This window comes from Pseudomonas sp. SHLD1 (genome assembly GCF_028640935.1).
Lineage (GTDB): Bacteria > Pseudomonadota > Gammaproteobacteria > Pseudomonadales > Pseudomonadaceae > Chryseomonas > Chryseomonas aestiva.
Genome location: NZ_JAQZAD010000011.1, coordinates 31707 through 58096 on the forward strand (window position 1 = coordinate 31707; position 26390 = coordinate 58096).

Sequence of the window (26390 nt, forward strand, 5' to 3'; positions counted from 1 at the left end):
CCTGCCGGCGGGAGACGCCGGGTTCAGAGCTCGTCGCGGCGGCTTATCCAGAACAGCTCGTGACGGCGTACGGCCTTGCGGAAGAACTCGTCTTCGCCGGTGCGCGGCCAGCGGCGTCCGGCCAGCAGCCACTGGATGGCCCGGCGCAGGCGCTTCTTCGCCGGCAGCGGCACCAGCAGGTCGTGCTGCATACCCAGGGCCATGGCCTTGTCCAGCCGCCGCTCGGGGGTCAGCAGCGGACTCCAGGGCACCAGGGGCGCGGGCGTCTCGATGGCCGGCGGCAGGGCGATGCCGCCTTCGGCCGGGCCCATGGGCCAGCGGTCGTTGTCGTGCAGGTGGTTGGCGTAGAGCAGCTCGAGTTCGGGCTGCCACTGGCTGAGGGTCAGGGCTTCCCGCAGGGCCTGGGTACTGGCCACGTGATCGGCATGGGGATCGATCTGCGGATGCGGCAGCACCACCACCTCGGGACGGAAGTGCTCCAGCAGGGCCACCAGATCGGCGACCAGGTTGCGCCAGGTGGGGACGCCGTCGCCATCGCCGGGCAGCTGCAGGGGATTGTGGCGACGGGCGCTGCGGATATCGCTGTCGCCGGACTCGCGGGAGCCGAAGGTATCTTCCGGCGCCTGGCGCATGGCCGGCAATTGCAGGCAGTAGTAGCCCAGCTGCACGCAGCGCGCGGGCGGCACCCCACCCCACAGCGGCGTGACCAGGCTGTCCCAGGTGCGCAGCCGGCCCTTGAGCCGGGCCGCGGCCAGGCGATCGAGGCCCAGGCGCTGGTAGTGCCCGGCCTCGATCTCGCCCTGGGTCAGGGTGACGATGCTGGCTTCCTGTGCCTGGCTGTAGAGGCCGAACGCCGCCAGTTCGGCGTCGTCGGCGTGGGGCGCGATGACCATGACCCGCTTGCTGCGAAAATCCGGCTGAGCGAAGACGTGCAGGCGCAACTCGCCCTGCAGCCGGCAGAAGCGCGTCCAGAGGTGCAATTCGCCACGCCGCAGGGCCTCGGCGTAGCCACTGAGATTGACATAGCGCCGCCCGGCCACACCGCGCTCGAAGTCCTGGCGATCGCCTTCGTCACCGGCGCGCAGGTGCACCCGGGGATCCAGCAGGCGACCGAGCCAGCCGGCCCGCAGCCGACATTCCAGGAACAGCGTCAGCTCGCCCGGCGGCAATTCCACCGCGGCCAGTCGACCGTGCTCCAGATGCAGGCCCAGCACCAGGGTGTCGGCAGGGAACTGGTAGCTGTAGTTGTCGCGCGGCGAATAGAAGAGATGATCGGCGAACCAGGCCTCGTGGCCGAGCCAGACCAGCAGCGCCAGCAGCGGCGCGCTCCACCAGGGCCCGAGCGCCAGGCAACCGAGCAGCACGACGGCGATGACCGCCAGGACCAGTCGCTTGTGGCGGCGGTGACGCTTGAGCAGGGCTTGTTTGCGGGCGGTCATCTCAGCTCTCGAAGACGGTGACGCGATGGCACCAGCGGTCCTTGTAGTCGCGATCGGCGCGGCCGAAGGAGTAGCGCAACGCCTTGCCGAGGGCGCGGGCATCCTGCCAGGCGGCCTGGGTGTTCAGATAGGTGAGGACGCTGCCGGGACTCAGGTCGCTGGCAGCGGGATCGACACCGCCGTTGACGTATTCGACGCTGATCCATTCGGGCGCTTCCACGCGATAGAGCACCTGGATCGCCACCGGACGCTCGCCGAGCATGAGCAGCGAACCGGTCATGAACTCCCGCAGCAGGCCGAACACCTCGGCGAGCCGGGTCTTGCCCGGCACCTCGAAGCCCCAGCGCGCCTCGAACAGCTCGGCATAGATCCGTGCCTGCTCGGCGCTGTCCAGCTCGGCCATGGGGACCACGCGCCCCCCGGCGTCCTCGAACAGGCGCTGCTCGCGCCGCTGGTTGTAGCGGAATTTCTTCGACCAGGCTTCCGGCTCGCGCAGCATGGCCAGTTCTTCGCTCTGCCGGCGCAGACCGGCGAAACGCTCGTCGCACAGTGGCGACAGATAACGGGCGCGCTGCCGCAGGGGTGCGGCGGTACCGGCCGCGGCCGGCAGGATGATCTCGGCGTTGCCCAGGTCGAACAGGGCGCGCTGGCGGCGCTTCTTCAGTACCGTGCGCGACAGCGCCAGCTCGCGCCCCCAGCAGGGCACCGCGGCCTGCAGGCCATCCGCGCCGGGCCAGCCCAGGTAGCGCACCGGGATGCCGGCCAGTTCGGCCAGGCGGGCGACGATTTCAGGGTGAGTCGCGACGCTGCCGCCATGGCGCTGCCAGGTGGCGGCGTAGTCGGCGGCGGAGATGGTCGTCCAGCCGCGTTCACGCCAGAAACGGAACCTATTCAGCATGGGACGCGGGCGTCGCGGGAGCGACGTCCTCGAACTGCTTGGCGTGCAGGCGCGCATAGTAGCCGTTCAGCGCCAAGAGTTCGCCATGGCTGCCACGCTCGACGATGCGGCCATGGTCCATCACCAGGATCAGGTCGGCCTTCTCGATGGTGGAGAGACGGTGGGCGATCACCAGGGTGGTACGGCCCTGCATGACGCGGTCCAGCGCCGCCTGGATGTGGCGCTCGGATTCGGTGTCCAGCGCCGAGGTGGCCTCGTCGAGGATCAGCAGCGGCGCGTTCTTCAGCAGGGCCCGGGCGATCGCCAGGCGCTGGCGCTGACCGCCGGAGAGCAGCACGCCGTTCTCGCCGACCTGGGTGTCGTACCGCTGCGGCAGGCGCTGGATGAACTCGTCGGCATAGGCCGCCTCGGCCGCCGCCTTCACCTGCTCCATCGGCGCCCCGGCCAGGTCGCCATAGGCGATGTTGTTGGTGACGCTGTCGTTGAACAGGGTGACGTGCTGGGTCACCAGGGCGATGTGCCGGCGCAGGTTGGTCAGCCGATAGTCCTGGATCTCCAGGCCGTCAAGGAGGATCTCGCCCTGCTCGTGCTGGTAGAAACGGGGAATGAGGTTGGCCAGGGTCGACTTACCGCTGCCGGAACGGCCCACCAGGGCCACCATCTGGCCGGGCTCGGCGACGAAGTCGATGCCTTCCAGCACCGGCTTGTCGGTGCCCGGGTAGCGGAAGGTCAGGTTGCGCACCTCCAGCCGACCCTGGACGCGCTCGCGTTCTTCACGGCCGTCGTCGCGTTCGGCGGGCTCGTCAAGCTGCTCGAAGATGCTTTCCGCACCGGCCACGCCGCGCTGGATGGTGGAGCTGACCTCGGAGAGCTGCCGGATCGGCTTGGGCAGGAGGCCGGCCATGGTGATGTAGGCCACCAGGTCACCGGCGGAGGCTTCGCCGCGCAGCCAGAGCACCAGGAACATCAGCACCGCCATGGCGGAGTAGATGACCAGCTGCAGCATGGGCGTATAGACCGCGCCGGTCTTGGTCATGGTCAGCTGCTTGTCGGTGTTGGCCAGGCTGGAATCGAGGAAGCGCCGTTGCTCGTAGGTCTCGCCGCCAAAGCTGCGCACCACCCGATAGCCCTGGATGGCCTCGGAGGTGATGTGGGTGACGTCGCCCATGGCCGACTGGATCTTGCTGCTCTGCTTGCGGAACTTGCGACTGGCGCTGGTCACCATCAGGGCGATCAGCGGCAGGATGGCCACCATCACCAGGGTCAGCTTCCAGTTCATCCACAGCAGCGAGGCGAACAGGAAGACCACGGTCATGCCTTCGCGGATCACCACCTTGATCGCCTCGGTGGCGGCGCCGGTCACCATGGTGACATTGAAGGTGATGCGCGAGATCAGGTGACCCGAGTTGTTGGCGTCGAAGTAGCGATTGGGCAGGCGCAGCATGTGGTTGAACAGCGCCACCCGCAGGTCGTGCACCAGGCCGAGGGAGACCCGCGCCAGGAAGTAGTTGCCGAGAAAGGAACCGACCCCCTGCCAGGCGGCGATCAGGATGATCATCAGCGGCACCGCCTGCACCAGATGCAGGCCACCGACAATCGGCCAGCCCGGGAACATGGAGGCGTCGGGGTTGTTCAGGCCATCGACGAAGTACTTGAGGATGCCCGCCAGCATCGGCTGGGTGGAGGCGAAGATCAGGAAGCCGACGATACTCAGGGCGAACATGCCGACGTAGGGCCGCACGTAGCCGAGCAGGCGGAAATAGATCTTCAGACTGGAGGTCTGCGCAGGGGAGTCTTGGCTCATGGTCTCGTCGTGACGCAAAAGCGCCATGTTAACACGCACCCGCCGCCGACCCAGCGGCGGGATTTTCCGCTAGGCTTGCCCTCCCCCGCTGCGGACCCCTGACATGCAACCGCTGATCGCCACCTATGCCGAGCTCAAGGACCATTGGCGCCTGGAGGTGCTGGATGCACCCGGCAAGCCCTTGCGGCTCAAGCGCCTGTTCCGCCGTGTAATGGCGGGAGAAAGTCCGAGCTTCCTGTTCTGGTATCGCCTGGCGCAATTCCTCTACTGCCGCCCGCGCGGCCTGCTCAACTATCGCAAGCTGGCCGAGCGGATCAATCGCCGGCTTATCCGCCGGCACAATATCGAGATCCTGCTGGGCGCCCGTATCGGGCCCGGGCTGCGCCTGCCCCATCGCATGGGCATCTGCGTGTCGAATCTGGCGGTGATCGGCCGCAACGTGATGATCCGCCAGCACACCACCATCGGCATCAAGAGCGACGATCCGGCGCAACTCGTCGGCATCTTCATCGGCGACAATGTCAGCCTTGGCGCCCACGTCTGCATCGTCGGCGACCACCTGACCATCGGTGACAACGTAGTGGTCGGCGCCGGCGCCCTGGTGATGCGCGACATCCCCGCCGAAAGCCTCTACTACAGTCGCCACGAGGCGGTGATCCGCCCGCTGCCGAGCGCTACGCTCGGGGATGGCGCCCCCTGAGGACGGTCCGCAGCATCTGCGGCAGCACGCCGTACAGATACAGTCGATTGCCCAGCAGCTGCCGCCCCAGGTAGCGCAGCACCTTGCCGCGCGAGGCGCCCTTGTAGTGCAGGCGCAGCAGCAGGGCGACATAGAATTTCTCGATGTCGCGAAAGCGCCGCTGGGCCGGGGTTTCCGCTTCCAGTTCGGACAGCGAATGGTCGAGGATGCCCGCGCAGCGCAGCTCCACCGGCGCCTCCCGCGCCAGCGCCTGCACTCGCAGGAAAAAGGAGACATCGACGCCATAGAGGGCGAAGCGCTCGTCGAAGACATCGCCGTGGCGGGCCGCGATACGCGCGGCCAGGCCCTGCGTCAGGCACAGGCCCGAACTGATGGTCACAGTGGCCTGGGGATCCAGGGGCCCTTCTGCGGTCACCACCGCCTTGTACTGATGGGGATAGCGGATGGCGCCCGCGCCCAGCACCAGGGGCACCAGCAATTCGGCCGTCTGGCCAAGCGCCTCTAGATAGCGCCCATCCACCACGGTGTCCTGGTCGAAGATCACCAGGCGCTCGGCGCCCAGTCGCAGTGCCTGGTTGTAGACCCGGCTCAGGGGCGGGTTGCCGAGGTCTTCCTCGATCAGGACCGTCGTCCAACCCGGGGCCGCCAGCAGCGACTGGCGCTCCGCGTCCTCCAGCATCCGGGGACCGTTGTTCCAGACCAGCAGGTCGCTGTCGGCCGGCAGGCTGGCCGGGGGCTGGGCCAGCAGGCTGTCGAGGGTGGCCGACTCCGCGGGGCGCAAGCCATAGAGGACGACGAGAAAGAGCGTTCGCATGGAATTTCCCGGGGATGGCGGCCTAGCCGCGCACCCGCTTGCGCAAGTAGTCGAGGGCCGCGCTGGCTTCGTCGGCCAGGTGCGGCCGCGGCAGGTCGTTGGGCCAGATGCCTTCGGCGAAGGCCTGGCGATCGCCGCCGCCGAGGCGCTCGCTCAGCGCCCGCTCCCACCAGACGTGGCGACAGGCACGAGCGTAGCTGTCCTGGGGCGCCAGGCAGCCGTAGAGCAGCTTGCGTCCCAGGCTCGCCCGCTGCTTGTCCAGTCCGGCCAGTTGCCACTTCACCCGCAGCCGGGTCCAGACATCGGGCAGCGGCTTGGTCAGGGGTACCTCCTGCCAGTGCTGCTGCAGCGCCGGCGAATAGTCCTCGCCATAGCGCTCGAAGAAGTGCGCCAGCATGAAATGCAGAAAGCGCTTTTCCGCGTAGTAGTGGCGCACGGGGCCGCGCGCCTCGCTGATGGCCAGATCCGCCAGGCTGAACGACAGGGCGATCTGCTCCAGGGTATGGACCTCCTCGTCGTGGCCATGCCAGTCGTCGATCAGGGCGATGGCCTGCGCGACCCGCGGCAGATGGACCCGCGCCAGACCGCAGACGCCGCTGTTGTAGAGCCGGGTCTCTTCCGCCGGCTCCTGGCCCCGCGCGGCCAGGGCCGCCGCGAAGCGGACGAATTCCGGGCGGGTACGGGCCTTGCGCCAGGACCACTCCTCGATGTCCAGCAGCCCGCGTCCGCTGTCGATGCCGTCGAACAGCGACGCCAGTGGCGCCTGGACCACGGTGTCGCTGTCCAGGAACAGGGTCTTGTCGGCCCGCGGCAAGGCCCAGGCGATGGCGCAGGCCTTGCTGCGATGCAGATAGCCGTGCTGCCCCTGCCACTCCCTGAGTGTCGCGGCCTCGATGGCCATTACGTCCACCGGCCAGCCGCGGTAGTCCTGCGGCCGATCGGTCAGGATACGGAGGGCGATGTCCTGGCCCTGCCGCCAGTGCAGGGCGCTGAGCAGGCTGAACTTCAGCTCCTGCCGATAGGCCTGGGCACCGCCGTAGACGAAATACAGGAGTTGACGTGTTGGGCGCATGTAAAGCTGCCGGCAAAAATCTGATTCTAGCAACAAGCGGCCGGATAGGTCGCAGGGGTCACTTCACAGCCTGCCACCTTCGGGTAACATGCACGCCCTGACGTTGACGGGTCCTGCATGAAGCCTCTCGAACATTCGCGCTATCTCGAATTGCGCGACGCCGCCCAGGTAGTGGAAGCCGATCACCATGGCGACAAGGTCCTGCGCCTCACCGATGGCAGCTATCTCAAGCTCTTTCGCCGCAAGCGGCTGCTGACCTCGGCGGCGCTGTTTCCCTATGCCCAGCGCTTTGCCGACAACGCCCGCCAATTGGCCGAGCGCGGCATTCCCTGTCCGCAGGTTCTGGAGGTCTATCGCGCCGCCTCGCTGCAGCGCGATCTGGTGCACTACAGCCCGCTGCCGGGCGCCACCCTGCGCCAGCTACGTAGCTCGAGCGAGGCCGCGGCGCTGCGCCCCGCCCTGGGTCGCTTCATCGCCGAATTGCACGACTGTGGCGTCTACTTCCGCTCGCTGCACCTGGGCAACGTGGTGCTGACGCCGGAAGGCGAACTGGGCCTGATCGACATCGCCGATCTGCGCTGCCATGCGCGGCGTCTGCCGCTGCGCCTGCGGGTGCGCAACTTCCATCACCTGCTGCGCTACGGCGAAGATCGCGACTGGCTGTTCGAGCCCGGTCGCGAACCCTTCCTCAGGGCCTATGCCGAAGCCTGCCGCCAGCCCCTGGACTGGCGCGAACTCGACCGGCAGCTACAGGACTAGACCGGCACCGCCTGTCCCAGCGCCAGCTTGCGCCGGCGCTGCACCTCGGCCCCGACGATCATCGCCGCGGGCAACAGCACCAGCGGCCACAATTCGTCCGGATTGCCGATCAGCTTGGCGCCGTCGAAGTTGAGCATCAGCAGGGCCACGGCCAGATAGAGTCCCCAGGGATCGCGCTGGCGCAGGGCCGCGCCCAGGCTGGCCAGCATCAGCACGCCGAAGATCAGCAGCGACACCAGGCCGGTGTAGATGCCGAAGGAGACGAAGATGTTGTGCGGGTGCTGGATGGCCTCGGTGCCGTGCAGCAGGTCGTGACTCTGGTAACCCAGGCCGCAGCCCAGCCACCAGCCGCAGGACTCCCAGTCCTTGATCATGAAGTGGAACAGTTCGATGCGTCCGGAATCCGCCCGGCCCCAGAAGGCGACGAACCAGGCTTCGGTGTGCACCACCTGGACCACCCCGGCGATCAGGGTACTGACCAGGACCACCAGCGCCAGGGTGCGCAGCGGAAAGCGCGGAAAGGCGAAGAGCACGCCGAGGGCGGCCAGGAAGCCGATGCCCACCAGGCCGGTGCGGGTCTGCAGGGCGAAGGAGATGCCGACGATGCTGACCACCACCGCCGCCAGCAACTCGATCCAGCGCCGCTCGCGGATCCAGGTGGGCGCGGCCAGGCCGCCCAGGCAGACCATCCAGATGCTCACATAGATGGGATTGGAGATGCGTCCCGGCAGGTGGATGACCCGCTGGCCGACGGCATAGTGGCCGGTCAGCCAGAACACCAGGCTGGAGCCCACGGCATAGGCGCAGACCACCCAGAAGGCCAGGCGTACGAGGCCGGGGCGACGAAAGAAGTCGCCATCCACCAGGCAGGCCACGGTCAGCACGAACAGCAGCACATAGAGGATGTGCTTGAAGAACTGCCCCTCCTCGGCCCGTGCCCCCGGCACGATGAACCAGGCGAGAAACACCAGCCAGAGCAGCAGCAGCGGCGAGCGCCAGTCGATCAGCCGCGGCCGTAGCACGAAGAGGATCAGCGCCGGCAGGGCGATCGCCGCATAGAAGTAGCTGTTGATCCACTTGGCCGTGGGGATGCACAGGTAGGCGGCCATGAACACCAGCACCGCCAGGGTGAAATAACGACTCTGCTGCAGGCGATCGAGCAAGGGTGTCACCACAACAGGGCTCCCAAGAGTGCGCCGACCAGGAAGGCCAGTGCCAGTTTGATGCGTTCCATCCGCCGGCGCTTCTGCTTGTCGTTGCGGTCCTTGTCGCTGACCACGTGCTGGTCAAAGCCGGTGTGCAGCACGGCATCGTTTTCCAGGATCAGCGCATGGCGCTGGGCGTCGGCATAGCGCCGGGACAGCTCCTTCTCGCCGCTCAAGTCGCCGTAGGGGGCGTGCAGCAGGTAGTCGGCGCGCCGGCGCAGACCGGGATTGAAGGAAAAGCCCTGCCATTCGGGCTTGTGCGAGCCGACTTCATGGAAGGCGATGCCGGCATGCACCTGCCGCGGCTTGAGATAGACGTAGGGGCTGTGGATCGCCAGGTCATGGGCATGGCTGCGCAGCCAGACCTGCAGCGCCTGGGGATCGGCCTCCAGCAACGCCTGGGAATCCTCGATGAAGCCGGGGCGATAGAAGGCCCAGTCGTCTTCGCAGTGGAAGATCCAGCGGGTCTCGACCCGACCATAGGCGGCGTCGACGCTGCGCATCTGGCCAAGCTTGGGATTGTTGACGATGAACTCGGTGTGTTCGCGCCAATGGGCGGGGATGCAGTCCCGTACCGCCTCGTCACCGGAATCCTCGGTGATGAAGACGCGGCGGATGGGCGCGGTATTGAATTCGTCGAAGGTCGCCAGCGTCTGCCGGAGCAGGTCGAAGCGCCCGCAACTGGTGACGACCACGGAGATGTCGCTGTCGGCGGAAAACTGCACGTTCTACCCTTTCTGCCAGTTGAGTCGAAAGCCGGACCTCGGGCGGCGCATCAGCGTCCCAGCCTGCCGAGCAGGCGGTGCAGGAACCCCGGAGCGACTGCCGGTCGCAGCGCTGGGGTTATAGCCGAAACGATGCGCGCACCCAAGTGGCCGAAAGCGAAAGAGTGACGCGCCAGGGCCTCTCCAGCCCTGGCGATGGCCGCGGCGTGCGCCGGATCGCCGCGCAGCCAGGCGAGTTTCTCGCGCAACTCGTCCAGCGAGCGATAGAGCACCACGTTGACGCCATCCGCGAAACCCAGGGCGCGGTTCTCTTCTTCGCCCTGATCGAAGGTGAAGAGCACGCAGCCGCAGGCCATGGCCTCGAAGTTCTTGATCATGTATTCGCCCATGCCGACATCGGCGCCAACGAAGAAGCGGATGCGGTTGAGGGTCTGCAAATATTCATCGCCCGAGCGGGTCTTGGTGATCAGCAGCGGCTCGACCTGGGCCAGGTCTTCCAGCAACTGCTTGCGCCCGCTGTAGGCCACGCTGCCGAGGCTGCCGACGAAGCCCAGTTCGATATCGCGTTCGAGCCCCAGGTCGCGCAGCCGGCTGTCGTCGTAGCCCTTGGGCACGAAAACCGCATCTACCCCTTCCTCCTGTAGCCGCCGCGCCACGCCGGCGCCGGAGACCAGCACCCGGACATGGGGCATGGCGCGGTAGTAGCGACTGAATTTGCCGGTGTACTTGCAGGGGATGAAATTCTGGTAGGCGTCGTGTTCCAGCTCCACCAGATTGGGCAGGCTGCGGATGAAGGCGACCTGCCTGAGCTGCTTCTTGAATCTCAGAAACAGCAGGATGCGATCGTATTGCTCGGGCTGGGGTACCGCGCGACGGAAATAGCCGCGCAGGTCGGCCTGCTCCTCGTCACTCAGCCAGCGCAGGTCGCAGTCGCAGTGGGCGGCGATGCTGGCATAGAAGTGGTCCAGCAGGATGCGTTGCTCCTTCTGGACCAGGAACAGGACTTTCACGGCGCCGGGGCCTTGAAGGCGGCGACCATCGGCAGGCGCCAGAAGTCGCGGCGCACGGCCTCGTCGGAGAAGCGTTCGGCCAGGCGCTCGCGCATGTGCTGCACGCAGGCGCGTCTCTGGCTCGGCGCCAGGCGGCCCAGGTGCTGCAGGCCCTGGCCGAGGGCTTCGGCGTCGCCCAGGGGAAAGAGGAAGCCCACCCCCTCGACGATCTCCCGGGCGCCGCCGCAGGAGGTGGCGATCAGGGGGACGCCGGCGGCCATGGCCTCCAGCAGGACCATGCCGAAGGGCTCGTGGTCGGAACTGAGGGCGAAGACGTCGAACGCCTTGAAATAGCGCCGAACGCCTTCGACTTGACCAAGGAACAGTACCCGGTCGGCGATGGCCAGCTCGCGGGCCAGGTCCTTGAGGTCTTCTTCCAGGCGGCCCTTGCCGAGGATCGCCAGCAGGGCATTGGCCGGCAGATTCGGCAGGGCGGCGGCGAAGCCGCGCAGCAGGGTGGCCTGGTCCTTGTCCGGATGCAGGCGCCCGACGTTGCCGACGATCCAGGCGTCCTGGGGCAGCTTGAGCCCGGCGCGGGCCTCGTCGGCCGGCAGCAGTTCGCGTTCCACCGCCTCGACGTCCAGACGGTTGTAGAGGGTCTCGATCCGCTCGGCCGGCCAGTCCTTGAGGCGCTGGCGCAACTCGTCGCGCACCGCGTCGGAGACGCCCAGCAGGGTCAGGCGCTTGCTCATCAGCTTGGCGAACAGCCGCCGGCCGAGCCGGTCGTAGTCGCCAAAGGCATGGTGGACGCCGATCACCGGCAGATTGGTGGCCAGGCAGGCGATCCAGATCGGCTTGAATCTATGGGCGATGACGAAGCGGATGCCACGCGAGCGGACAATCTCGCGCAGCGCCTGGATGGCGCCGAGCTTGAGGCCCCGCACGTCCTTGGAGGAGTACTCCAGGAACAGCACCTCGTCGCTGCCACAGCCGGCGGCCACCTCGGCATCGGCCGTGCCGGTGAGAAAGACCGTGGTGACGCGATAGCCGCTGCCCGCGAAGAGGCTGGCGGTCTGGCGGGCGCAGTCGAGGAAGGGACCGTCGTAGCCATGACAGAACTGCAGCACCCGCGGTTCGGCGGAACGCGTCATAGGCCGGCCCCCTCCTTGATCACCAGGACGTCTTCCATGATCAGGTACTGCAGGTCCGAGCCGAAGAACATGTTCAGGGCATCGGTGGGCGAGCAGACCATGGGTTCGCCGCGGCGGTTGAGCGAGGTATTGAGGGAGACGCCGTTACCGGTGAGCTTTTCCAGCTCGACCATGAGGTCGTACCAGCGCGGATTGTGCCGGCGCTCCAGCACCTGGGCGCGGGAGGTGCCGTCTTCGTGGACCACCTCGGGTACCCGGCTCTTCCATTCCTCGTTGACCTCGAAGGTAAAGGTCATGAAGGGCGAGGGATGGTCGACCTTGAGCATCTGCGGCGCCACGGTATCGAGCATGGACGGGCAGAACGGCCGCCAGCGCTCGCGGAACTTGATCTGGGCGTTGATCCGATCGGCCACGCCCGGCACGCTGGGGCAGCCGATGATGGAGCGACCGCCCAGGGCGCGCGGACCGAATTCCAGGCGACCCTGGAACCAGGCCACCGGATTGCCGGCCACCATGATCTCGGCGATACGCTGGGGCATGTTGTCGATCCGCTCCCACTTGGGTGCGTTGGGATGGCGGGCGCAGGCGGCGATGACGTCTTCGTTGCTGTAGCCGGGGCCGAGATAGACGTGCTCCATCTTCTCCACCGGCACACCACGGGCATGGGAGACGTAGGCGGCAGCGCCGACGGCGGTGCCGGCGTCGCCCGAGGCGGGCTGGACGAACAGCTCCTTGACCTCGGGACGGGCGATGATCTTCTGGTTGAGCTTGACGTTGAGCGCGCAGCCGCCGGCAAAGGCGATCTTGCCGGTCTGGCGGATGATGTCGCTCAGGTAGTAGTCCATCATCTCCAGCGCCAGGCGTTCGAACAGCGCCTGCATGCTGGCGGCGTAGTGGATGTAGGGATCGTCGGCGATGTCGCCTTCACGCTTGGGCCCCAGCCACTCGATCAGCTTGGGCGAGAAGTAGTAGCCCTTGCCCTTTTCCTTGTAGCGGCGGAAGCCGATGACGTTGGCGTAGTCGGTATTGATGATCAGCTCGCCGTTCTCGAATTTCGCCAGGCGCGAGAAATCGTACTTGTTGGCATCGCCATAGGGCGCCATGCCCATGACCTTGAATTCGCCATCGAGCATCTCGAAGCCGAGGAATTCGGTGAGGGCGCCATAGAGGCCACCCAGGGAGTCCGGGTCGTAGAACTCCTTGATCTTGTGGATCTTGCCGTTTTCGCCATAGCCGAAGAAGGTGGTGGCGTACTCGCCCTTGCCGTCGATGCCGAGGATCGCGGTCTTCTCGCTGAAACCCGAGCAGTGATAGGCACTGGAGGCATGGGCCAGGTGGTGCTCGACGGCTTCCAGCTTGACCTTCTTCAGGTCGAAGCCGAGCTGCACCAGGCACCATTCGATGCGCTTCTGGTAGCGGTGGTAGCGACGATTGCCGAACAGGATGGCGTCCAGGGCACGATCCGGGGCGTAGGCGTAACGCTTGGCGTAATGCCAGCGGGCTTCGCCGAAGAGACTGATGGGCGCATAGGGAATGGCCACCACGTCGACGTCGGCGGGGCTGATCCCGGCCTGTTCCAGGCAGAACTTGGCCGACTCGTAGGGCATGCGATTCTTGGCATGCTTGTCGCGCACGAAGCGTTCTTCTTCCACCGCGGCGATCAGCTTGCCGTCGATATAGAGCGCGGCGGAGGGATCGTGGCTGAGGGCGCCGGACAGGCCAAGGACGGTCAGGGACACAGGTAAAGCCTCTGTACAGGGCGAAGCCAGAGGAGTTCGCCGGGGTTTCGCGAGGCCGCTGCAGGCCCGCCTCGCCTCAAAAACGGCGAATTATAGCCGTTCAGGCAGGCCACGGGTAATGGCCGCACGCCGGAGCGGGGCCTAGCGCACGGCGATTCAGCCCCGGTACAGATGGCGGGTCGGCGCTCAGGCCGGCGGCAGACGCTCGTCGAGCAGGCGATGCAGGGCGCTGTCGGCCGGCCAGTTGCGCAGCAGCCGGGCGCGGTCGCGGGCATAGGCGGCGGCGTAGGCGCGGTCGCTGGCATGGGCCTGGAGGGCGTCGAGGTCGATCACCAGCCAGCGACCTTCATGCCAGATCAGGTTGGTGCCCTTGAAATCGCCATGGCCGAGGCGCTCGCGACGCAGGGTGTCGACCAGCGCCAGCAGGGCCTCCAGCTCGACCGCGGGCGGCGCCGACTCCACATAGGGCGCGAAGCGCTCCAGCAGATTGGGTCCGTCGACGAAGGGCGTGACCAGATAGGCGCGCCCGCGCAGGCCGAGAAAGCGGCGCTCGCGCACGGCCAGCGGCTCGGGGGTGGGAACGCCGAGGAACCGCAGCCGATGGCCTTCGCGCCAGCTGTGCCAGGCTCGACTCGGTCGCCAGAAGCGCGTCAGCCAGTGGCCGAAGCCCTTGATGTTGTATCTCTTGAGCACCAGGTCCTGGTCCTGCCACTGCACGCGGGCCACGGTGGCGGCGCCGCCGTCCTTGAAGGTCGGCAGGCCGGCCAGGGCGGCATCGGGATCGGCCAGCAGGCCTTCCAGGCGACTCAGCCAGGTGCGCCGCACGGCGATGAGGCCGAAGGCGCTGCGGGTGACGGCGAACAGGGTGCATTCCCGGCCGCTCTTCTTCAGGTAGTCGGCCAGGCGCCAGCGGCGGATCTCGGCGATACGCGCCAGCAGAGCTTCCAGGCGCAGGGCGTGTTCGGCATTGACCAGCAGGTAGTGGATCAGCAGCTCTTCCAGCTGGGCATCCAGGGCGGCCGGCAACTGGGCGAAGAACACCGCCAGGTTCTCCTGCACCCGCGCCTGGGACAGCGGCTGGCCGACGGTCTCGGCCTGGATGTCCGCCGCGTCTATGACCAGGGCGGCGCCGTCCTTGACCAGCAGGTTGTCCAGGTGCAGATCGGCTTGCCAGAGTCCCTGGGCATGCAGCCGCGCCAAGGTGGCAAGGGCCGCGCCGAGCAATGCGTCCTGTGCCGGCGACAGGGGCGGTTCGGTGGCGATCGGCTGCCAGCGCTGCTCGAGGCTGGGCGCCGCCTCGATGAAGTCGAACAGCAGCCAGGCGCCCTGCCCGCTCGCCTCGCCGCTGTCCAGCAGCGCAGGGGTCGGCGCCGCGGCGGCCGCCAGCAGGCGACAGCCCTCGCGCTCGCGGGCGAATTGCCGACTCGCGCGTTCGCCGACCAGCAGCTTGGCCAGCACCCGCCGGCCCTGCCAGAGCGCCTCGCCGACATAGCGCTGACCGGGCAGCACCCTGAGCAGCGACAGCAGTTCCAGCTCGCCATTGGGCAATTCGATACGTAGCGGCAGGACTGGCGCACGGCCGGCCTTGGTTAGTTGCTCCAGGGTCATGCCTTGCGCTCCTTGTGGCGGCGACGCCCGGCCAGGTGCCGCCCCCAGTCACGCACGGCGGCGCTGTCCAGCGGCTGGTCCAGATAGCTCGCCAGCAGGCGGGCGATGTCCTGCTCGCTCCATTGCGGCGCGCGGCGCAGCAGGGGTTCGAGATCGCGCAGGCGATCGCGCCGGCCGAACAGCAGCGGCCGGGTCTTTTCCAGATCGATCAGCCGTGCGACCAGGCCTTCGCCCTGGCGCTGCAGGAACAGGTGCTTGGGATAGAAGCAGCCGTGCACCTGGCCGGCGCCGTGCAGCTGGCGAGCCAGCTCGCCGACGGCGAACAGCACCGCCTGGCGTTCCTCGGGGGCCAGGTGCGCCCAGACGCGCAGCCAGCTGTCGAGATCGCGCCAGTCATCCAGGGCCCGGGTCAGCAGGATGGCGCGCCAGCCCTGCTCATCGCGGCGCTCGCCATAATAGGCCAGCTCCAGCGCCGGGATGCCGCGCTCGGCGTAGCGGCGGATGTTGCGACTCTCGCGAGCGAAGGTCGGCTCGCCCAGCGGGCGGGCCAGGGTGCGGGTCAGGTAGTCGCGCTGGCGCTTGAGGTAGTAGCCCCGGCCGGCGATATCCAGGCGAAACACCTGGCTGAAGCCGCCGCGACCCTGGTTGGGTTCATCCACCGCGGTCAGCTCCAGCGTCCACAGCGCCTCGAAACCGTCCAGGCCCTGCCCGGCCAGCACGGCCCGATCCTCGGCCGCCCACACCTCGTTCATTCCCGCCCCTTGAAATAGTCCAGCACCTCGCGGATGCGCTCCTTGTCGTTGTCGCTGAGGCGCGCGCGACCGCGGTATTGCAGATAGAACCTGAGGCGCTGGGTGCGCGACAGCTGGTACTTGGCCACCTTGTCCAGGCAGGCCAGGTCCTTGACGATGCGCCAGCGCAGCCAGTGGCCGACCCAGAAGGCGCCGGCCGGGCAGTCGATGAGATAGAGCACGCCCTGGCCATCCACCAGCAGGTTGCGCCACTTGAGATCGTTATGGACGAAATGGTGGTCGTGCAGGGTACGGGTCGCCGCGGCCAGCTGACGGCTGACGTTGTCCACCCACACCCGGTCGCGCAGCCGCGGATCCGCGCGCCTGGCCAGTTCGGCGAGGTCCAGGGTATCGGGAATCTCGCGGGTGATCATGGCGCCGCGGGTGAAGCCCCGGGGCGAGCGCTCCATCCCCCAGGCCACCACCGGCGCGGTGGCGATGCCCCACTTGGCGAAACGCTTGAGATTCTGCCATTCGGCCTTGACCCGCGGCCGCCCGACATAGCGCCGCAGGCCCTTGCCGGCGCCGTGGTAGCGCTTGACGTAATAGCGGATGCCGTCGCGCTCGATGCGCACCACTTCCGACAGCGGATCGCTGGTCAGGCGTTCGCCGCCGAGGGCGAACACCGCCTCCAGGGTGGCGAATTCGGGCAGGTGGGCGACGCTGGAATCGATGCGCCAGTCAGCCATCAGAGGCGGTCCCCGTAGCGTTCCTTGCGTTCCACCAAGGCGGCGGCCTTGCGCTCCAGACGCGCCAGCAGCGGCGCCTCGTCGCGCAGGATCTCGCGCAGCGGCCGCTGGAAGTAGCCGCGCAGGAAGCGCAGGAAGTCGCGCCGCGTCAGGCCGATGCCCAGGGCGGAGAAATACATCCCGGCCAGGTCCTTGTCGCGCCAGCGCCGGGGCACCTGGGTGCGGCACTGGGCGCGGTGCAGGTCGATCAGCCAGAGTCGCAGAGTGGCGACGCTGACCGGCTGCGCGGTGTCGAGCAGGAAATGGCAGATGTAGCAGTCGCGATGGTTGACGCCCGCCCGGTGCATGGCCCCGGTCATACGCGCCACCTCGGCGATCAGCGCCCGCTTGAGCAGGGGCTCGGGCGGCTGGCGGAGCCAGTCGAGACTGAAGTCTTCGAGACTGACGGTGGGCGCCAGCTCCTCGGTAATGATGAAGGAGTGCTGGGTCGCCGGATTGGCGCCACGCTCGCCAAAAGCCACGGCGGTCATGGTCGGCACGCCGACCTGGTGCAGCCGCTCGATGGCCTGCCATTCCTGGCGCGCACCCAGCACCGGCTGCTTGGCCTGCAGCAGATTCTTGGCGATCTCGCCCCAGCCGATGCCGCGGTGGATCTTGACGAAGTAGCCACGACCGGCCACTTCGGTGCGCAGGGTGCGGCGTCCGTCCAGCTCGCGATAGACCTGACCCTGCAGGGCCTCCACGGCGACGAAGGGATCCTGGCCGGCCCAGAAGCTGGCGAAGGGCTCACGCAATTCCAGGGTCATGCCACCCCCAGGATGACATCGGCGGCGCGTTCGGGCAGCGAATAGAGATCGGCGCTGGCGGCGAAGGCCAGGCCATTGCGGCCCTGCACCGCGCGGCGCTCGGGATCGGCCAGCAGCTCGGCGAGCATCCTGTCCAGCGTCTCCTGGACGAAGGGTGACGGCACCACCGCGCCGGCGCGGGCCTCGTCGATGTAGTGGGCATAGCCGCAGACGTCGGTGACCAGCACCGGCAGCCCGGCGACCAGCGCCTCCAGCAGCACGGTACCGGTGTTCTCGTTGTAGGCCGGATGGATCAGCAGGTCGGCGCCGAGCAGGAAGCGCGGGATATCGCTGCGGCCCTTGAGGATCTCGACCCGGTCACTCACGCCTTGGGCCTTGGCCTGGAGGAGGAAGGGCTTGGGATCGTCCTGGCCGATGGCGAACAGCCGGGTGCGCCGACGCAACTCCCTGGGCAGGGCCGCCAGGGCGCGCAGGCTGCGATCCAGGCCCTTGGTCTTGAAGCCGGAACCGATCTGCACCAGCAGCAGCTCGCCCTCCTCCAGCCCGAATTCACGACGGAAATCGGCGCGGATCTCGGCGGCATTGGCCGGCGCGCGACGGTCGGCGGCGATACCCGGCGGCAGCAGGTGGAAACGCCCTGCGGGCGTCCCGTAGTGCTTGACGAACAGCGGCTGCTGCACCTCGGAGATCATCAGGATCTCGGTCGACGACTCGGGCGCGAACACCGCGCGTTCGTATTCGGCGAAATGGCGATAGCGACCCCACTGGCGATACAGCGGATTGCGCAGGGTCTGGGCCTTGTCCTCGAAGCAGGGATCGGCGGCGTAATAGACGTCCAGCCCCGGCATCTTGTTGAAGCCGATCACCCGATCCACCGGATCGCGGGCGAGGTCGGCCTGCAGCCAGGCGTGGAATTTCTCGTTGCGGCGGTGATTGAACAGCGCGCTGACCCTGGCCACCCGCACGTCGAAGCCCTCCGGCACCGGGCCCTCCCAGATCAGGGTGTAGACGCGGATGGCATGGCCCCGGCGCTGGCACTCCTGGGCGATGCGCAGGAAATCCCGCTGCAGGCCGCCAAAGGGAAAATACTTGTAGAGCACGAAAGCCAGGGTCATGCGGGGAGGTCTTCCAACAGCAGGGTTTCCAGTTCCAGTTCGACCCGTTCCGGGGTCAGGGCGGCGAGACTGGCCGATGGCTGATCGCGCGGCTCGTCGGTGCCGTCCAGGCCGACGGCGCTCAGGTGCACCTGGGAACGGCCATAGGCGCCGACCTTCTTCGGACTGGTCGGGCCATAGAGCGACACGGTGGGCACGTCCAGGGCCGCGGCCAGATGACCGAGGCCGGTATCCACCGCCACGCAGGCACTGGCGCCGGCCAGCACCTTGGCCACCCCGGCGAGATTCAGTCGCGGCAGTACCTGGACGCCATCCAGGCCGTCGGCGATGCGTTCGGCACGGGCATGTTCCGCCTCGTTGCCCCACAGCAGTCGCACCGGCCAGTCCAGCTGGCTCATGCGCTCGGCCAGTTCGCGCCAGTGGGCCTCGGGCCAGTGCTTGCTGACCCAGGTGGTACCGTGCAGGAACACCACATAGGGCGTCTCGTTGGGGCCGGCCAGGCGTTGCCGATCCAGGCCGTAGTCACCCACGCCCGCCGGCAGCGGATAGTCCAGGGCCTGGGCGAACAGCTGGCGGATCCGCTCCAGGGCGTGCTGCCCCTTGGCGACATGATAGCGCTCGTCATAGAAGCGGCTGGCCAGGGGCTCGCGGGCGGAGTTGCGGTCGAGACCGGCCACCGGTGCCTCGGCGTAGCGGGTCAGCCAGGCACTCTTGAGCAGGCCCTGGGCATCGATCACCCGGTCATAGCGCTGCTCGCGCACGCGCGCCTTGAATTCGCCCCACTCGCCACTGGCCCAGGCGGAAAAGGGCTGCTTGCGCCAGCGGCGCAGGGCCACCGGGATCACCTGGCTCACGGCCGGGTGCCAGGCGGGAATCTCGGCGAAGCCCTCCTCCACCACCCAGTCGAAGCAGATGCCGGGGATGGCCCGGGCCGCATCGGTCAGCGCCGGCAGGGTATGGATGACATCGCCGAGGGAGGAGGTCTTGATCAGCAGCACGCGCATCTAGCCCACCTCGATCGGATCGGCGACCAGGCGGCCAAGCGCCTCTTGCACCAGGCTCGGCTGCAGCAGGCGCAGGCAATCGTAATGGCCGAAGCGGCAGGTACGGTCGAAGCAGGGACTGCACTCCAGCCCCAGGCGCACCACCTCGACCTGGCTGGCCAGCGGCGGCGTGAAGCCCGGCGAGGTGGAGCCATAGACCGCCACCAGCGGGCGATCCAGGGCAGCGGCCACGTGCATCAGGCCGGAATCGTTGCTGATGACCGCACCGGCACAGGAGAGCAAATCGATGGCCTCGGCCAGGGAGGTGCGCCCGGCCAGGTTGTAGACATCTTCCTCGAAGCCGGGGGTGACCCACTCGCGGATCTCTTCGCCACCGGGGGCGTCCTTCTGCGAGCCGAACAGCCAGACCTGCCAGCCCTGACGCAGCCGGGCGTCGGCCACGGCGGCGTAGTGCTCGGCAGGCCAGCGCTTGGCCTCGCCGAATTCGGCGCCCGGACAGAGCGCCAGCACCGGCCGGTCCAGGCTCAGGCCGAAGCGCTCCAGGGCGGCGTCACGGCTGGCCGGGTCGATGGCCAGCCGTGGCTTGGGATAGGGTTTGGGCAACTCCGCACCGGGCGCGTAAGCCAGCGCCATGAAGCGCTCGATCATCAGCGGATAGCGCGCTTTGTCGAGGGTGCGGATGTCGTTGAGCAGGCCGAATCTCATCTCGCCACGCCAGCCGGTGCGCGTGGGAATACCGGCGAAATAGGGCACCAGCGCCGACTTCAGCGAGTTGGGCAACAGGATCGCCTGGTCATAGCGACCGCGCAGCTGCTGGCCGATGCGCCGGCGGGTGGCCAGCTCGAAGGCGCCGTGGCCGAGGGGAAAGCTCAGGGCTTCGCGCACCTCGGGCATACGCTCGAGCAGCGGGCGACTCCACTCGGGGGCGAGGACGTCGATCTGGCAGTCGGGGTGCTGGCGATTGAGGCAGACGAAGAGGGTCTGCGCCATCACCATGTCGCCGACCCAACTGGGTCCGATGATCAGAATATTCATGCTGGAAGGCGATCGGCACCTAGCGGGTGGCCGACTCCCACTCCCTCAGGCCCGGTCTGATCGAAAGCTCGCGCACGGACATCGACATCTTGCCTCTCCTTACTGATGGCGGCCTAAAGGGTGGCCGGATTGCCGGACGGCGTGTCCAGCCCCAGGCCGTGCCAGATACGGCGCACTTCGTCGCGCTCGGCGAGAAAGCCGTCGGCCGGCACCTTGCCCGGCTGCTTCTGCAGCACCAGACGGTGCAGCGCGGCGCGATAGACCTTGTAGGCTTCGCGCAGGGCAATGGCGTCCGTGGCCGGTACCAGACCAGCCGCCTCGAGGGATTCCAGGATGCGGATGTTGTCAGGAAAACGCAGCAATTCGGGATGCTGCCACGACCAGGCCAGAACGGCATATTGGACCATAAATTCGATATCGACGATACCGCCGGCATCCTGCTTGAGGTCGAACCGCTGCTCCGGCCGGCGCGCGTTCGGCCCCAGTCCGCCGGCGGTCACCGCGGTGCCAAGGTTGTCGAGCATCTTGTCGCGCATGCCGGCCACGTCGGCCTGCAGGGTCGCGAGCTCCCGCTGCCGACCGAGAATACGCGCCCGCACCTCGTCGAAGCGCTCGCCAAGCCGCGGGCAACCCGCCACCACCCGCGCGCGCACCAGGGCCTGGTGTTCCCAGGTCCAGGCCTCGCTCTGCTGGTAGCGCTCGAAGGCCTCCAGCGAACTCACCAGCAGCCCCGCCGCGCCGGACGGTCGCAGGCGCATGTCCACCTCGTAAAGGGTGCCCACCGGGGTGGTGGTGGTGAGCAGGTGGATGATGCGCTGGCCGAGGCGATTGAAGAACTGGGCGCCGTCCATGGGCTTGGCACCATCGGTCTCGGCCAGGGGATCGGCGTCGTGGATGAACACCAGGTCGAGGTCCGAGCCGTGGCCGAGTTCGATGCCGCCGACCTTGCCGTAGCCGACGATGACGAAGTCCGGCTGGCAGGGCGAGCCGTCGCGTCGCTGCGGCGTGCCATGGCGCTGCACCAGCTGGCGCCACGCCAGGCCGAACACCTCCTCGAGGATCACCTCGGCGAGCCAGGTGAGGTAGTCGCTGACCTTCATCAGCGGCAGGCTGCCGGCGATTTCCGCCGCCGCCACCCGCAGGCTGTGGGCGCGCTTGAAGTGACGCAGCACGTCCATCTGCTGCTCGAGGTCCTCTTCGGGCAGGCGCATCAGGCGCTCGCGCAGTTCGGCGGCCAGTTCCGGCTTCTGCGGCGGATGATAGAGCCGACCTTCGTTGAGCAATTCGTCGAGCAGCGCCGGATAGCGGGTGATCTGTTCGGCCACCCAGGCACTGGCGCCGCAGAGCTCCAGCAGCCGCGCCAGGGCTGGCGGATTCTCGCTGAGCAGGACCAGGTAAGCGGAGCGTCGCGCCACCGCCTCCACCAGCGGCAGCACCCGCTCCAGCGCTCGATCGGGTTGCTCGTCGGCGCTGACCGCATCCAGCAACCGCGGCATGAAGGCATCCAGGCGCTCGCGACCGGCGCGCTGCATGGCCCGCACCTGCCCGCTGGCCCGCAGGCTGGCCAGCAACTCCAGCGCCTGCTCCGGCGCCTGGAAGCCCGCCGCGCGCAGTCGCGCCAGGCACTCCTCGGGGTCGAGCAGGTCCTCCCACAGCGGCAGCCAGCTGTCTTCCAGCTCGGCGCTCTGGGTCTCCTCCTCGGGATCGGCGATGGTCTGCTGGAAGTGCCAGTCGATGCGCTGGCGCCAGTCTCCGAGGGCCGTACTGAATTCGTCCCAGTCGGCATAGCCCATGAGGAAAGCGACCCGCGCCCGGCCCTGGGGATCCACCGGCAGGGTCTGGGTCTGCTGGTCGGCGATGGCCTGCAGCCCATGCTCGACATAGCGCAGGAAGCAATAGCCCTCGCGCAACTCGGCTTCGGCCGCGGCCGGCAGGTAGTCGCGCTCGCGCAGACTGGTCAGCACCCTGAGCAGCGGCCGCTGCTGCAGTGCCGGATCGCGCCCGCCGTGGATCAGCTGGTAGGCCTGGGCGATGAATTCCACTTCGCGGATGCCGCCCGCGCCTAGCTTGACGTTGTCGGTCATGCCGCGCCGGCGCACCTCCTGGCGGATCAGCTGCTTCATGCTGCGCAGGGCTTCGATGGCGGAGAAATCCAGATAGCGCCGATAGACGAAGGGTCGCAGCAGGGTCAGCAACTCGGCACCGCTGGCCTGATCGCCGCCGACCACCCGTGCCTTGATCATGGCGTAGCGTTCCCAGTCGCGGCCCTGGTCCTGGTAATAGAGCTCCATGGCGGCAAAGCTAAGCACCAGGGCGCCGGCGCTGCCATAGGGCCGCAGGCGCATGTCGACGCGAAAGACGAAACCCTCCACCGTAGTGGCGTCCAGCGCCTTGATCAGTCGCTGCCCGAGGCGGGTGAAGAATTCCTGGTTGTCCTGCTCGCGCCGCGCGCCGCGCGTCTCCCCGCCCTCGCCATAGGCGAAGATCAGGTCGATGTCGGACGACAGATTCAGCTCTCCTGCGCCCAGCTTGCCCATGCCCAGCACCACCAGCTGCTGGGGCTGACCGCTGTGGCGTCCGGTCGGCACGCCGAACTGGCTGCACTGCTGGGCATAGAGCCAGGCGCAGGCCTGGTCGATGCAGGCGTCGGCCAGGTCGCTGAGGTCGCGGCAGGTCTCCACCAGGTCGGCGCGCCGGGTCAGGTCGCGCCAGACGATGCGCACCTGCTGCAGCATGCGAAAACGCCGCAGCCGGCGCCCCAGCTCGGCTTCGTCCGGGCAGGCGGCCAGGGCCTCGCGCAGGTGCTGCGCCATGGCGCCCGGCGCCAGCGACAGCTCCAGATCGCCGCTGTCGACCAGCGCCAGGCAGGACTCGGGCAGGCGGCAGAACTGCTCGACGACGAAATCACTGAGGGCCGCCACCCGCCGCCAGTCGGCACGCAGCGGCGCGGACCAGTTCGCCTGGCGGGCCGCCGCCACGGGCAGCGGGGCCAGGGCGTCGGCCAGGCGCCGGTCGGCGAGCTCGGCACAGGCGACAAGAGTCGGAGGCAGTTCGGGACGAAGGAGGGGTATCATGGGCAGTCCTGCGCAGGGACGGTCGAACCCCACCACCCTGCCGCGAACCCCATGCCAGGGACATTCCGACGGACCACCTGGTCCGAGCGGGAACCGTTTTCTCGTCCGCGGTTCGGAGTTCGCGAGCCCTCGAGCAGCGCGTTCGACAAACGTCGAATTGTTTTTTATCCCATTACAGCTCGGAGCTGAAACGGATTTGAATTTGTAGTAAAACTACACGCCGATCGGAACCGTCCGGTCATAAATCCAAGAATTTTCGCTGCCCCCAAGAGGCCGGCGGCGACCCTGAGGCGACCGATTTTGGAAGCCTTTCCGCCCTGGAGCAAGCCATGCAAGATCTCGATCCCGTCGAAACCCAGGAATGGCTGGACGCCCTGGAGTCCGTCCTCGACCACGAAGGCGAGGAGCGCGTTCATTATCTGATGACCCGCATGGGCGAACTGGCTACCCGCAGTGGTACCCAGCTGCCCTACTCCATCAATACCCCCTATCGCAACACCATTCCAGTGACCAGGGAAGCCCATATGCCGGGCGACCTGTTCATGGAGCGACGCATCCGCTCGCTGGTTCGCTGGAACGCCCTGGCGATGGTCATGCGCGCCAACCTCAAGGATCCGGATCTGGGTGGTCACATCTCCACCTTCGCCTCCAGCGCCACCCTCTATGACATCGGCTTCAACTATTTCTGGAAGGCGCCCAACGAAGAGCACGGCGGCGACCTGATCTACTACCAGGGCCACGCTTCCCCCGGCGTCTACGCCCGTGCCTTCCTGGAAGGCCGCCTCTCCGAAGACCAGATGAACAACTTCCGTCAGGAAGTGGACGGCAAGGGCCTGTCGAGCTACCCGCACCCGCACCTGATGCCCGACTTCTGGCAGTTCCCGACCGTGTCCATGGGTCTAGGCCCGATCACCGCCATCTACCAGGCCCGCTTCATGAAGTACCTGGAGAACCGCGGCTACATCCCCGCCGGCAAGCAGAAGGTTTGGTGCTTCATCGGCGACGGCGAGTGCGACGAGCCGGAAACCCTGGGCGCCATCTCCCTGGCCGGCCGCGAGAACCTCGACAACCTGATCTTCGTCATCAACTGCAACCTGCAGCGCCTCGACGGCCCGGTCCGCGGCAACGGCAAGATCGTCCAGGAACTGGAAGGCATCTTCCGTGGCGCCGACTGGAACGTCACCAAGGTCCTCTGGGGCCGCATGTGGGATCCGCTGTTCGCCCGCGACACCGAAGGCCGCATGCAGCAGCGCATGGACGCCGTGGTCGATGGTGAATACCAGAACTACAAGGCCAAGGACGGTGCCTATGTGCGCAAGCACTTCTTCGGCGCCAACCCCGAGCTGCTGAAGATGGTCGAGGACCTGTCCGACGACGAGATCTGGAAGCTCAACCGTGGCGGTCACGACCCCTACAAGGTCTATGCGGCCTACCACCAGGCGGTCAACCACAAGGGCCAGCCCACCGTCATCCTGGCCAAGACCATCAAGGGCTACGGCACCGGTGCGGGCGAAGCCAAGAACACCGCGCACAACACCAAGAAGGTGGATGTGGAGTCGCTGAAGAAATTCCGCGATCGCTTCGACATCCCGCTGAACGATTCCCAGCTCAGCGAACTGCCCTTCTATCGTCCGGCCGACGACAGCGCCGAGATGAAGTACCTGATGAGTCGTCGCGAGTCCCTGGGCGGTCACCTGCCCCAGCGTCGCGCGCGCAGCCTGAGCATCCCCACCCCGCCCCTGGAGACCCTGAAGGCGGTGCTGGACGGCTCCGGCGATCGCGAGATCTCCACCACCATGGCCTTCGGCCGCATCCTGTCGCAACTGGTCAAGGACAAGGACCTGGGCAAGCGCATCGTGCCCATCCTCGCCGACGAGGCCCGTACCTTCGGCATGGAAGGCATGTTCCGCCAGCTGGGCATCTACTCGCCCCACGGTCAGCTCTATGAGCCGGTCGATCGCGACCAGGTGATGTACTACCGCGAAGAGAAGGACGGCCAGATCCTCCAGGAAGGCCTCAACGAGGCCGGCGCCATGTCCTCCTTCATCGCTGCCGGTACCGCCTACAGCAACTACAACCAGCCCATGCTGCCGGTCTACATCTTCTATTCGATGTTCGGCTTCCAGCGTATCGGCGACCTGGCCTGGGCGGCGGGCGATGCCCAGACCCGCGGCTTCCTGCTGGGCGGCACCTCCGGCCGTACCACCCTGAACGGCGAAGGCCTGCAGCACGAGGACGGTCACAGCCACATCCTGGCCGGCACCATCCCCAACTGCCGCAGCTACGATCCCACCTATGCCTACGAGCTGGCGGTGATCATGCGCGAAGGCATCCATCAGATGATGGAACTGCAGCAGAGCGTCTTCTACTACATCACCGTGATGAACGAGAACTACCAGCAGCCGGCCATGCCCCAGGGTGTCGAGGAAGGCATCATCAAGGGCATGTACCTGCTGGAAGAGGAAAAAGGCGACTTCAAGCACCGCGTCCAGCTGCTGGGCTCGGGCACCATCCTCAACGAGGTCCGCGCCGCGGCGAGCCTGCTGCGCGAGATGGGTGTCGGCGCCGACATCTGGAGCGTCACCAGCTTCAACGAACTGCGCCGCGAAGGCCTGGCCGTCGACCGCTGGAACCGCCTGCACCCGCTGGAAGAGCGCCGCCTGACCTACGTCGAGCAGTGCCTGGGCGAGCGCCAGGGTCCGGTCATCGCCTCCACCGACTACATGAAGCTGTTCGCCGACCAGATCCGCCAGTGGGTCCCCACCGAATTCCAGGTGCTGGGTACCGACGGTTTCGGTCGCAGCGACAGCCGCAAGAAGCTGCGTGATCATTTCGAGGTCGACCGTCGCTGGGTCGCCGTCGCCGCTCTGCAGGCGCTGGCCAACCAAGGCAAGCTGGAACGCAAGGTCGTGGCCGACGCCATCACCAAGTTCGGCATTGACACCGAGAAGCGCAATCCCCTGGATTGCTGAT

21 protein-coding genes are annotated in these 26390 nt (G+C 67.3%); 3 read left to right on the forward strand and 18 right to left on the reverse strand.

Annotated elements, in window-relative coordinates; genetic code table 11:
* Positions 1–23: 23 nt before the first annotated feature.
* Genes PVZ77_RS03395 through msbA form a run of 3 tightly spaced genes read right to left on the reverse strand, consistent with a single transcriptional unit; the run spans position 24 to position 4141 of the window.
* Positions 24–1439 carry a PIG-L deacetylase family protein gene (locus PVZ77_RS03395; RefSeq protein ID WP_273809769.1) on the reverse strand — a complete coding sequence of 472 codons (1416 nt, stop codon included), beginning with the start codon at positions 1437–1439 and terminating at the stop codon, positions 24–26.
* Between the two features lies 1 nt (position 1440).
* Entirely contained in the window at positions 1441–2337 is an 897-nt protein-coding gene (locus PVZ77_RS03400; protein WP_273809771.1) for a GNAT family N-acetyltransferase, read from the reverse strand.
* The gene (gene msbA / locus PVZ77_RS03405; protein ID WP_273809773.1) at positions 2327–4141 is read right to left on the reverse strand and encodes a lipid A export permease/ATP-binding protein MsbA; all 1815 of its coding nucleotides are present in this window, start codon (positions 4139–4141) and stop codon (positions 2327–2329) included. Before msbA ends, PVZ77_RS03400 begins: the two co-directional genes overlap by 11 nt.
* A gap of 103 nt (positions 4142–4244) precedes the next feature.
* Between msbA and PVZ77_RS03410 the strand changes: the two genes are divergently transcribed.
* A complete protein-coding gene (locus tag PVZ77_RS03410) occupies positions 4245–4841 on the forward strand; it encodes a serine acetyltransferase (protein ID WP_273809775.1) in 597 nt (198 codons plus the stop codon).
* Here the strand turns inward: PVZ77_RS03410 and PVZ77_RS03415 are convergent.
* Positions 4816–5655 carry a hypothetical protein gene (locus PVZ77_RS03415; RefSeq protein WP_273809776.1) on the reverse strand — a complete coding sequence of 280 codons (840 nt, stop codon included), beginning with the start codon at positions 5653–5655 and terminating at the stop codon, positions 4816–4818. The two genes, PVZ77_RS03410 and PVZ77_RS03415, sit on opposite strands and share 26 nt — an antisense overlap.
* A 22-nt stretch (positions 5656–5677) precedes the next feature.
* Positions 5678–6727 carry a hypothetical protein gene (locus tag PVZ77_RS03420; RefSeq protein WP_273809779.1) on the reverse strand — a complete coding sequence of 350 codons (1050 nt, stop codon included), beginning with the start codon at positions 6725–6727 and terminating at the stop codon, positions 5678–5680.
* Positions 6728–6844: 117 nt separating this feature from the next.
* On the opposite strand from PVZ77_RS03420, the gene PVZ77_RS03425 reads away from it, so the two are divergent.
* Complete coding sequence (locus PVZ77_RS03425) at positions 6845–7486, forward strand: lipopolysaccharide kinase InaA family protein (RefSeq protein WP_273809780.1); 642 nt, start codon at positions 6845–6847, stop codon at positions 7484–7486.
* On the opposite strand, the gene PVZ77_RS03430 is transcribed toward PVZ77_RS03425, so the two are convergent.
* The 13 genes from PVZ77_RS03430 to glnE all read right to left on the reverse strand — a co-directional run bounded on the left by PVZ77_RS03430 (position 7483) and on the right by glnE (position 23417).
* Entirely contained in the window at positions 7483–8649 is a 1167-nt protein-coding gene (locus PVZ77_RS03430) for an O-antigen ligase family protein (protein WP_273809782.1), read from the reverse strand. The genes PVZ77_RS03425 and PVZ77_RS03430 overlap by 4 nt on opposite strands.
* A gap of 5 nt (positions 8650–8654) precedes the next feature.
* The gene (locus PVZ77_RS03435; RefSeq protein WP_273809783.1) at positions 8655–9416 is read right to left on the reverse strand and encodes a glycosyltransferase family 2 protein; all 762 of its coding nucleotides are present in this window, start codon (positions 9414–9416) and stop codon (positions 8655–8657) included.
* Positions 9417–9466: 50 nt separating this feature from the next.
* On the reverse strand, positions 9467–10426 hold the full coding sequence (locus PVZ77_RS03440; protein ID WP_273809785.1) for a glycosyltransferase family protein: 960 nt from the start codon (positions 10424–10426) through the stop codon (positions 9467–9469).
* Entirely contained in the window at positions 10423–11556 is a 1134-nt protein-coding gene (locus tag PVZ77_RS03445; protein ID WP_273809787.1) for a glycosyltransferase, read from the reverse strand. The genes PVZ77_RS03440 and PVZ77_RS03445 overlap by 4 nt, the downstream gene beginning before the upstream one ends.
* Positions 11553–13295, reverse strand: coding sequence for a carbamoyltransferase family protein (locus tag PVZ77_RS03450; protein WP_273809788.1), 1743 nt, complete (start codon positions 13293–13295; stop codon positions 11553–11555). Before PVZ77_RS03450 ends, PVZ77_RS03445 begins: the two co-directional genes overlap by 4 nt.
* A 186-nt stretch (positions 13296–13481) precedes the next feature.
* Positions 13482–14903, reverse strand: a complete 1422-nt coding sequence (locus PVZ77_RS03455; protein ID WP_273809790.1) for a lipopolysaccharide kinase InaA family protein — start codon at positions 14901–14903, stop codon at positions 13482–13484.
* On the reverse strand, positions 14900–15655 hold the full coding sequence (locus PVZ77_RS03460; RefSeq protein WP_273809792.1) for a lipopolysaccharide kinase InaA family protein: 756 nt from the start codon (positions 15653–15655) through the stop codon (positions 14900–14902). The genes PVZ77_RS03455 and PVZ77_RS03460 overlap by 4 nt, the downstream gene beginning before the upstream one ends.
* A complete protein-coding gene (locus PVZ77_RS03465) occupies positions 15652–16383 on the reverse strand; it encodes a lipopolysaccharide kinase InaA family protein (RefSeq protein ID WP_273809794.1) in 732 nt (243 codons plus the stop codon). The genes PVZ77_RS03460 and PVZ77_RS03465 overlap by 4 nt, the downstream gene beginning before the upstream one ends.
* Positions 16383–17189: a lipopolysaccharide core heptose(I) kinase RfaP gene (gene rfaP / locus PVZ77_RS03470; RefSeq protein WP_273809796.1), complete on the reverse strand. Its 807-nt coding sequence runs from the start codon at positions 17187–17189 to the stop codon at positions 16383–16385. The genes PVZ77_RS03465 and rfaP overlap by 1 nt, the downstream gene beginning before the upstream one ends.
* Complete coding sequence (locus PVZ77_RS03475) at positions 17186–18304, reverse strand: glycosyltransferase family 4 protein (RefSeq protein WP_273809798.1); 1119 nt, start codon at positions 18302–18304, stop codon at positions 17186–17188. The genes rfaP and PVZ77_RS03475 overlap by 4 nt, the downstream gene beginning before the upstream one ends.
* Positions 18301–19308, reverse strand: coding sequence for a lipopolysaccharide heptosyltransferase I (gene waaC / locus PVZ77_RS03480; RefSeq protein WP_273809800.1), 1008 nt, complete (start codon positions 19306–19308; stop codon positions 18301–18303). The genes PVZ77_RS03475 and waaC overlap by 4 nt, the downstream gene beginning before the upstream one ends.
* Positions 19309–20343, reverse strand: a complete 1035-nt coding sequence (gene waaF / locus PVZ77_RS03485) for a lipopolysaccharide heptosyltransferase II (RefSeq protein WP_273809801.1) — start codon at positions 20341–20343, stop codon at positions 19309–19311.
* A gap of 113 nt (positions 20344–20456) precedes the next feature.
* Positions 20457–23417 carry a bifunctional [glutamate--ammonia ligase]-adenylyl-L-tyrosine phosphorylase/[glutamate--ammonia-ligase] adenylyltransferase gene (gene glnE / locus PVZ77_RS03490; RefSeq protein ID WP_273809802.1) on the reverse strand — a complete coding sequence of 987 codons (2961 nt, stop codon included), beginning with the start codon at positions 23415–23417 and terminating at the stop codon, positions 20457–20459.
* A 329-nt stretch (positions 23418–23746) separates the two neighbouring features.
* Here glnE and aceE point away from each other — a divergent pair, with 329 nt between their 5' ends.
* Positions 23747–26389: a pyruvate dehydrogenase (acetyl-transferring), homodimeric type gene (gene aceE / locus PVZ77_RS03495; protein ID WP_273809804.1), complete on the forward strand. Its 2643-nt coding sequence runs from the start codon at positions 23747–23749 to the stop codon at positions 26387–26389.
* Position 26390: the final 1 nt, after the last annotated feature.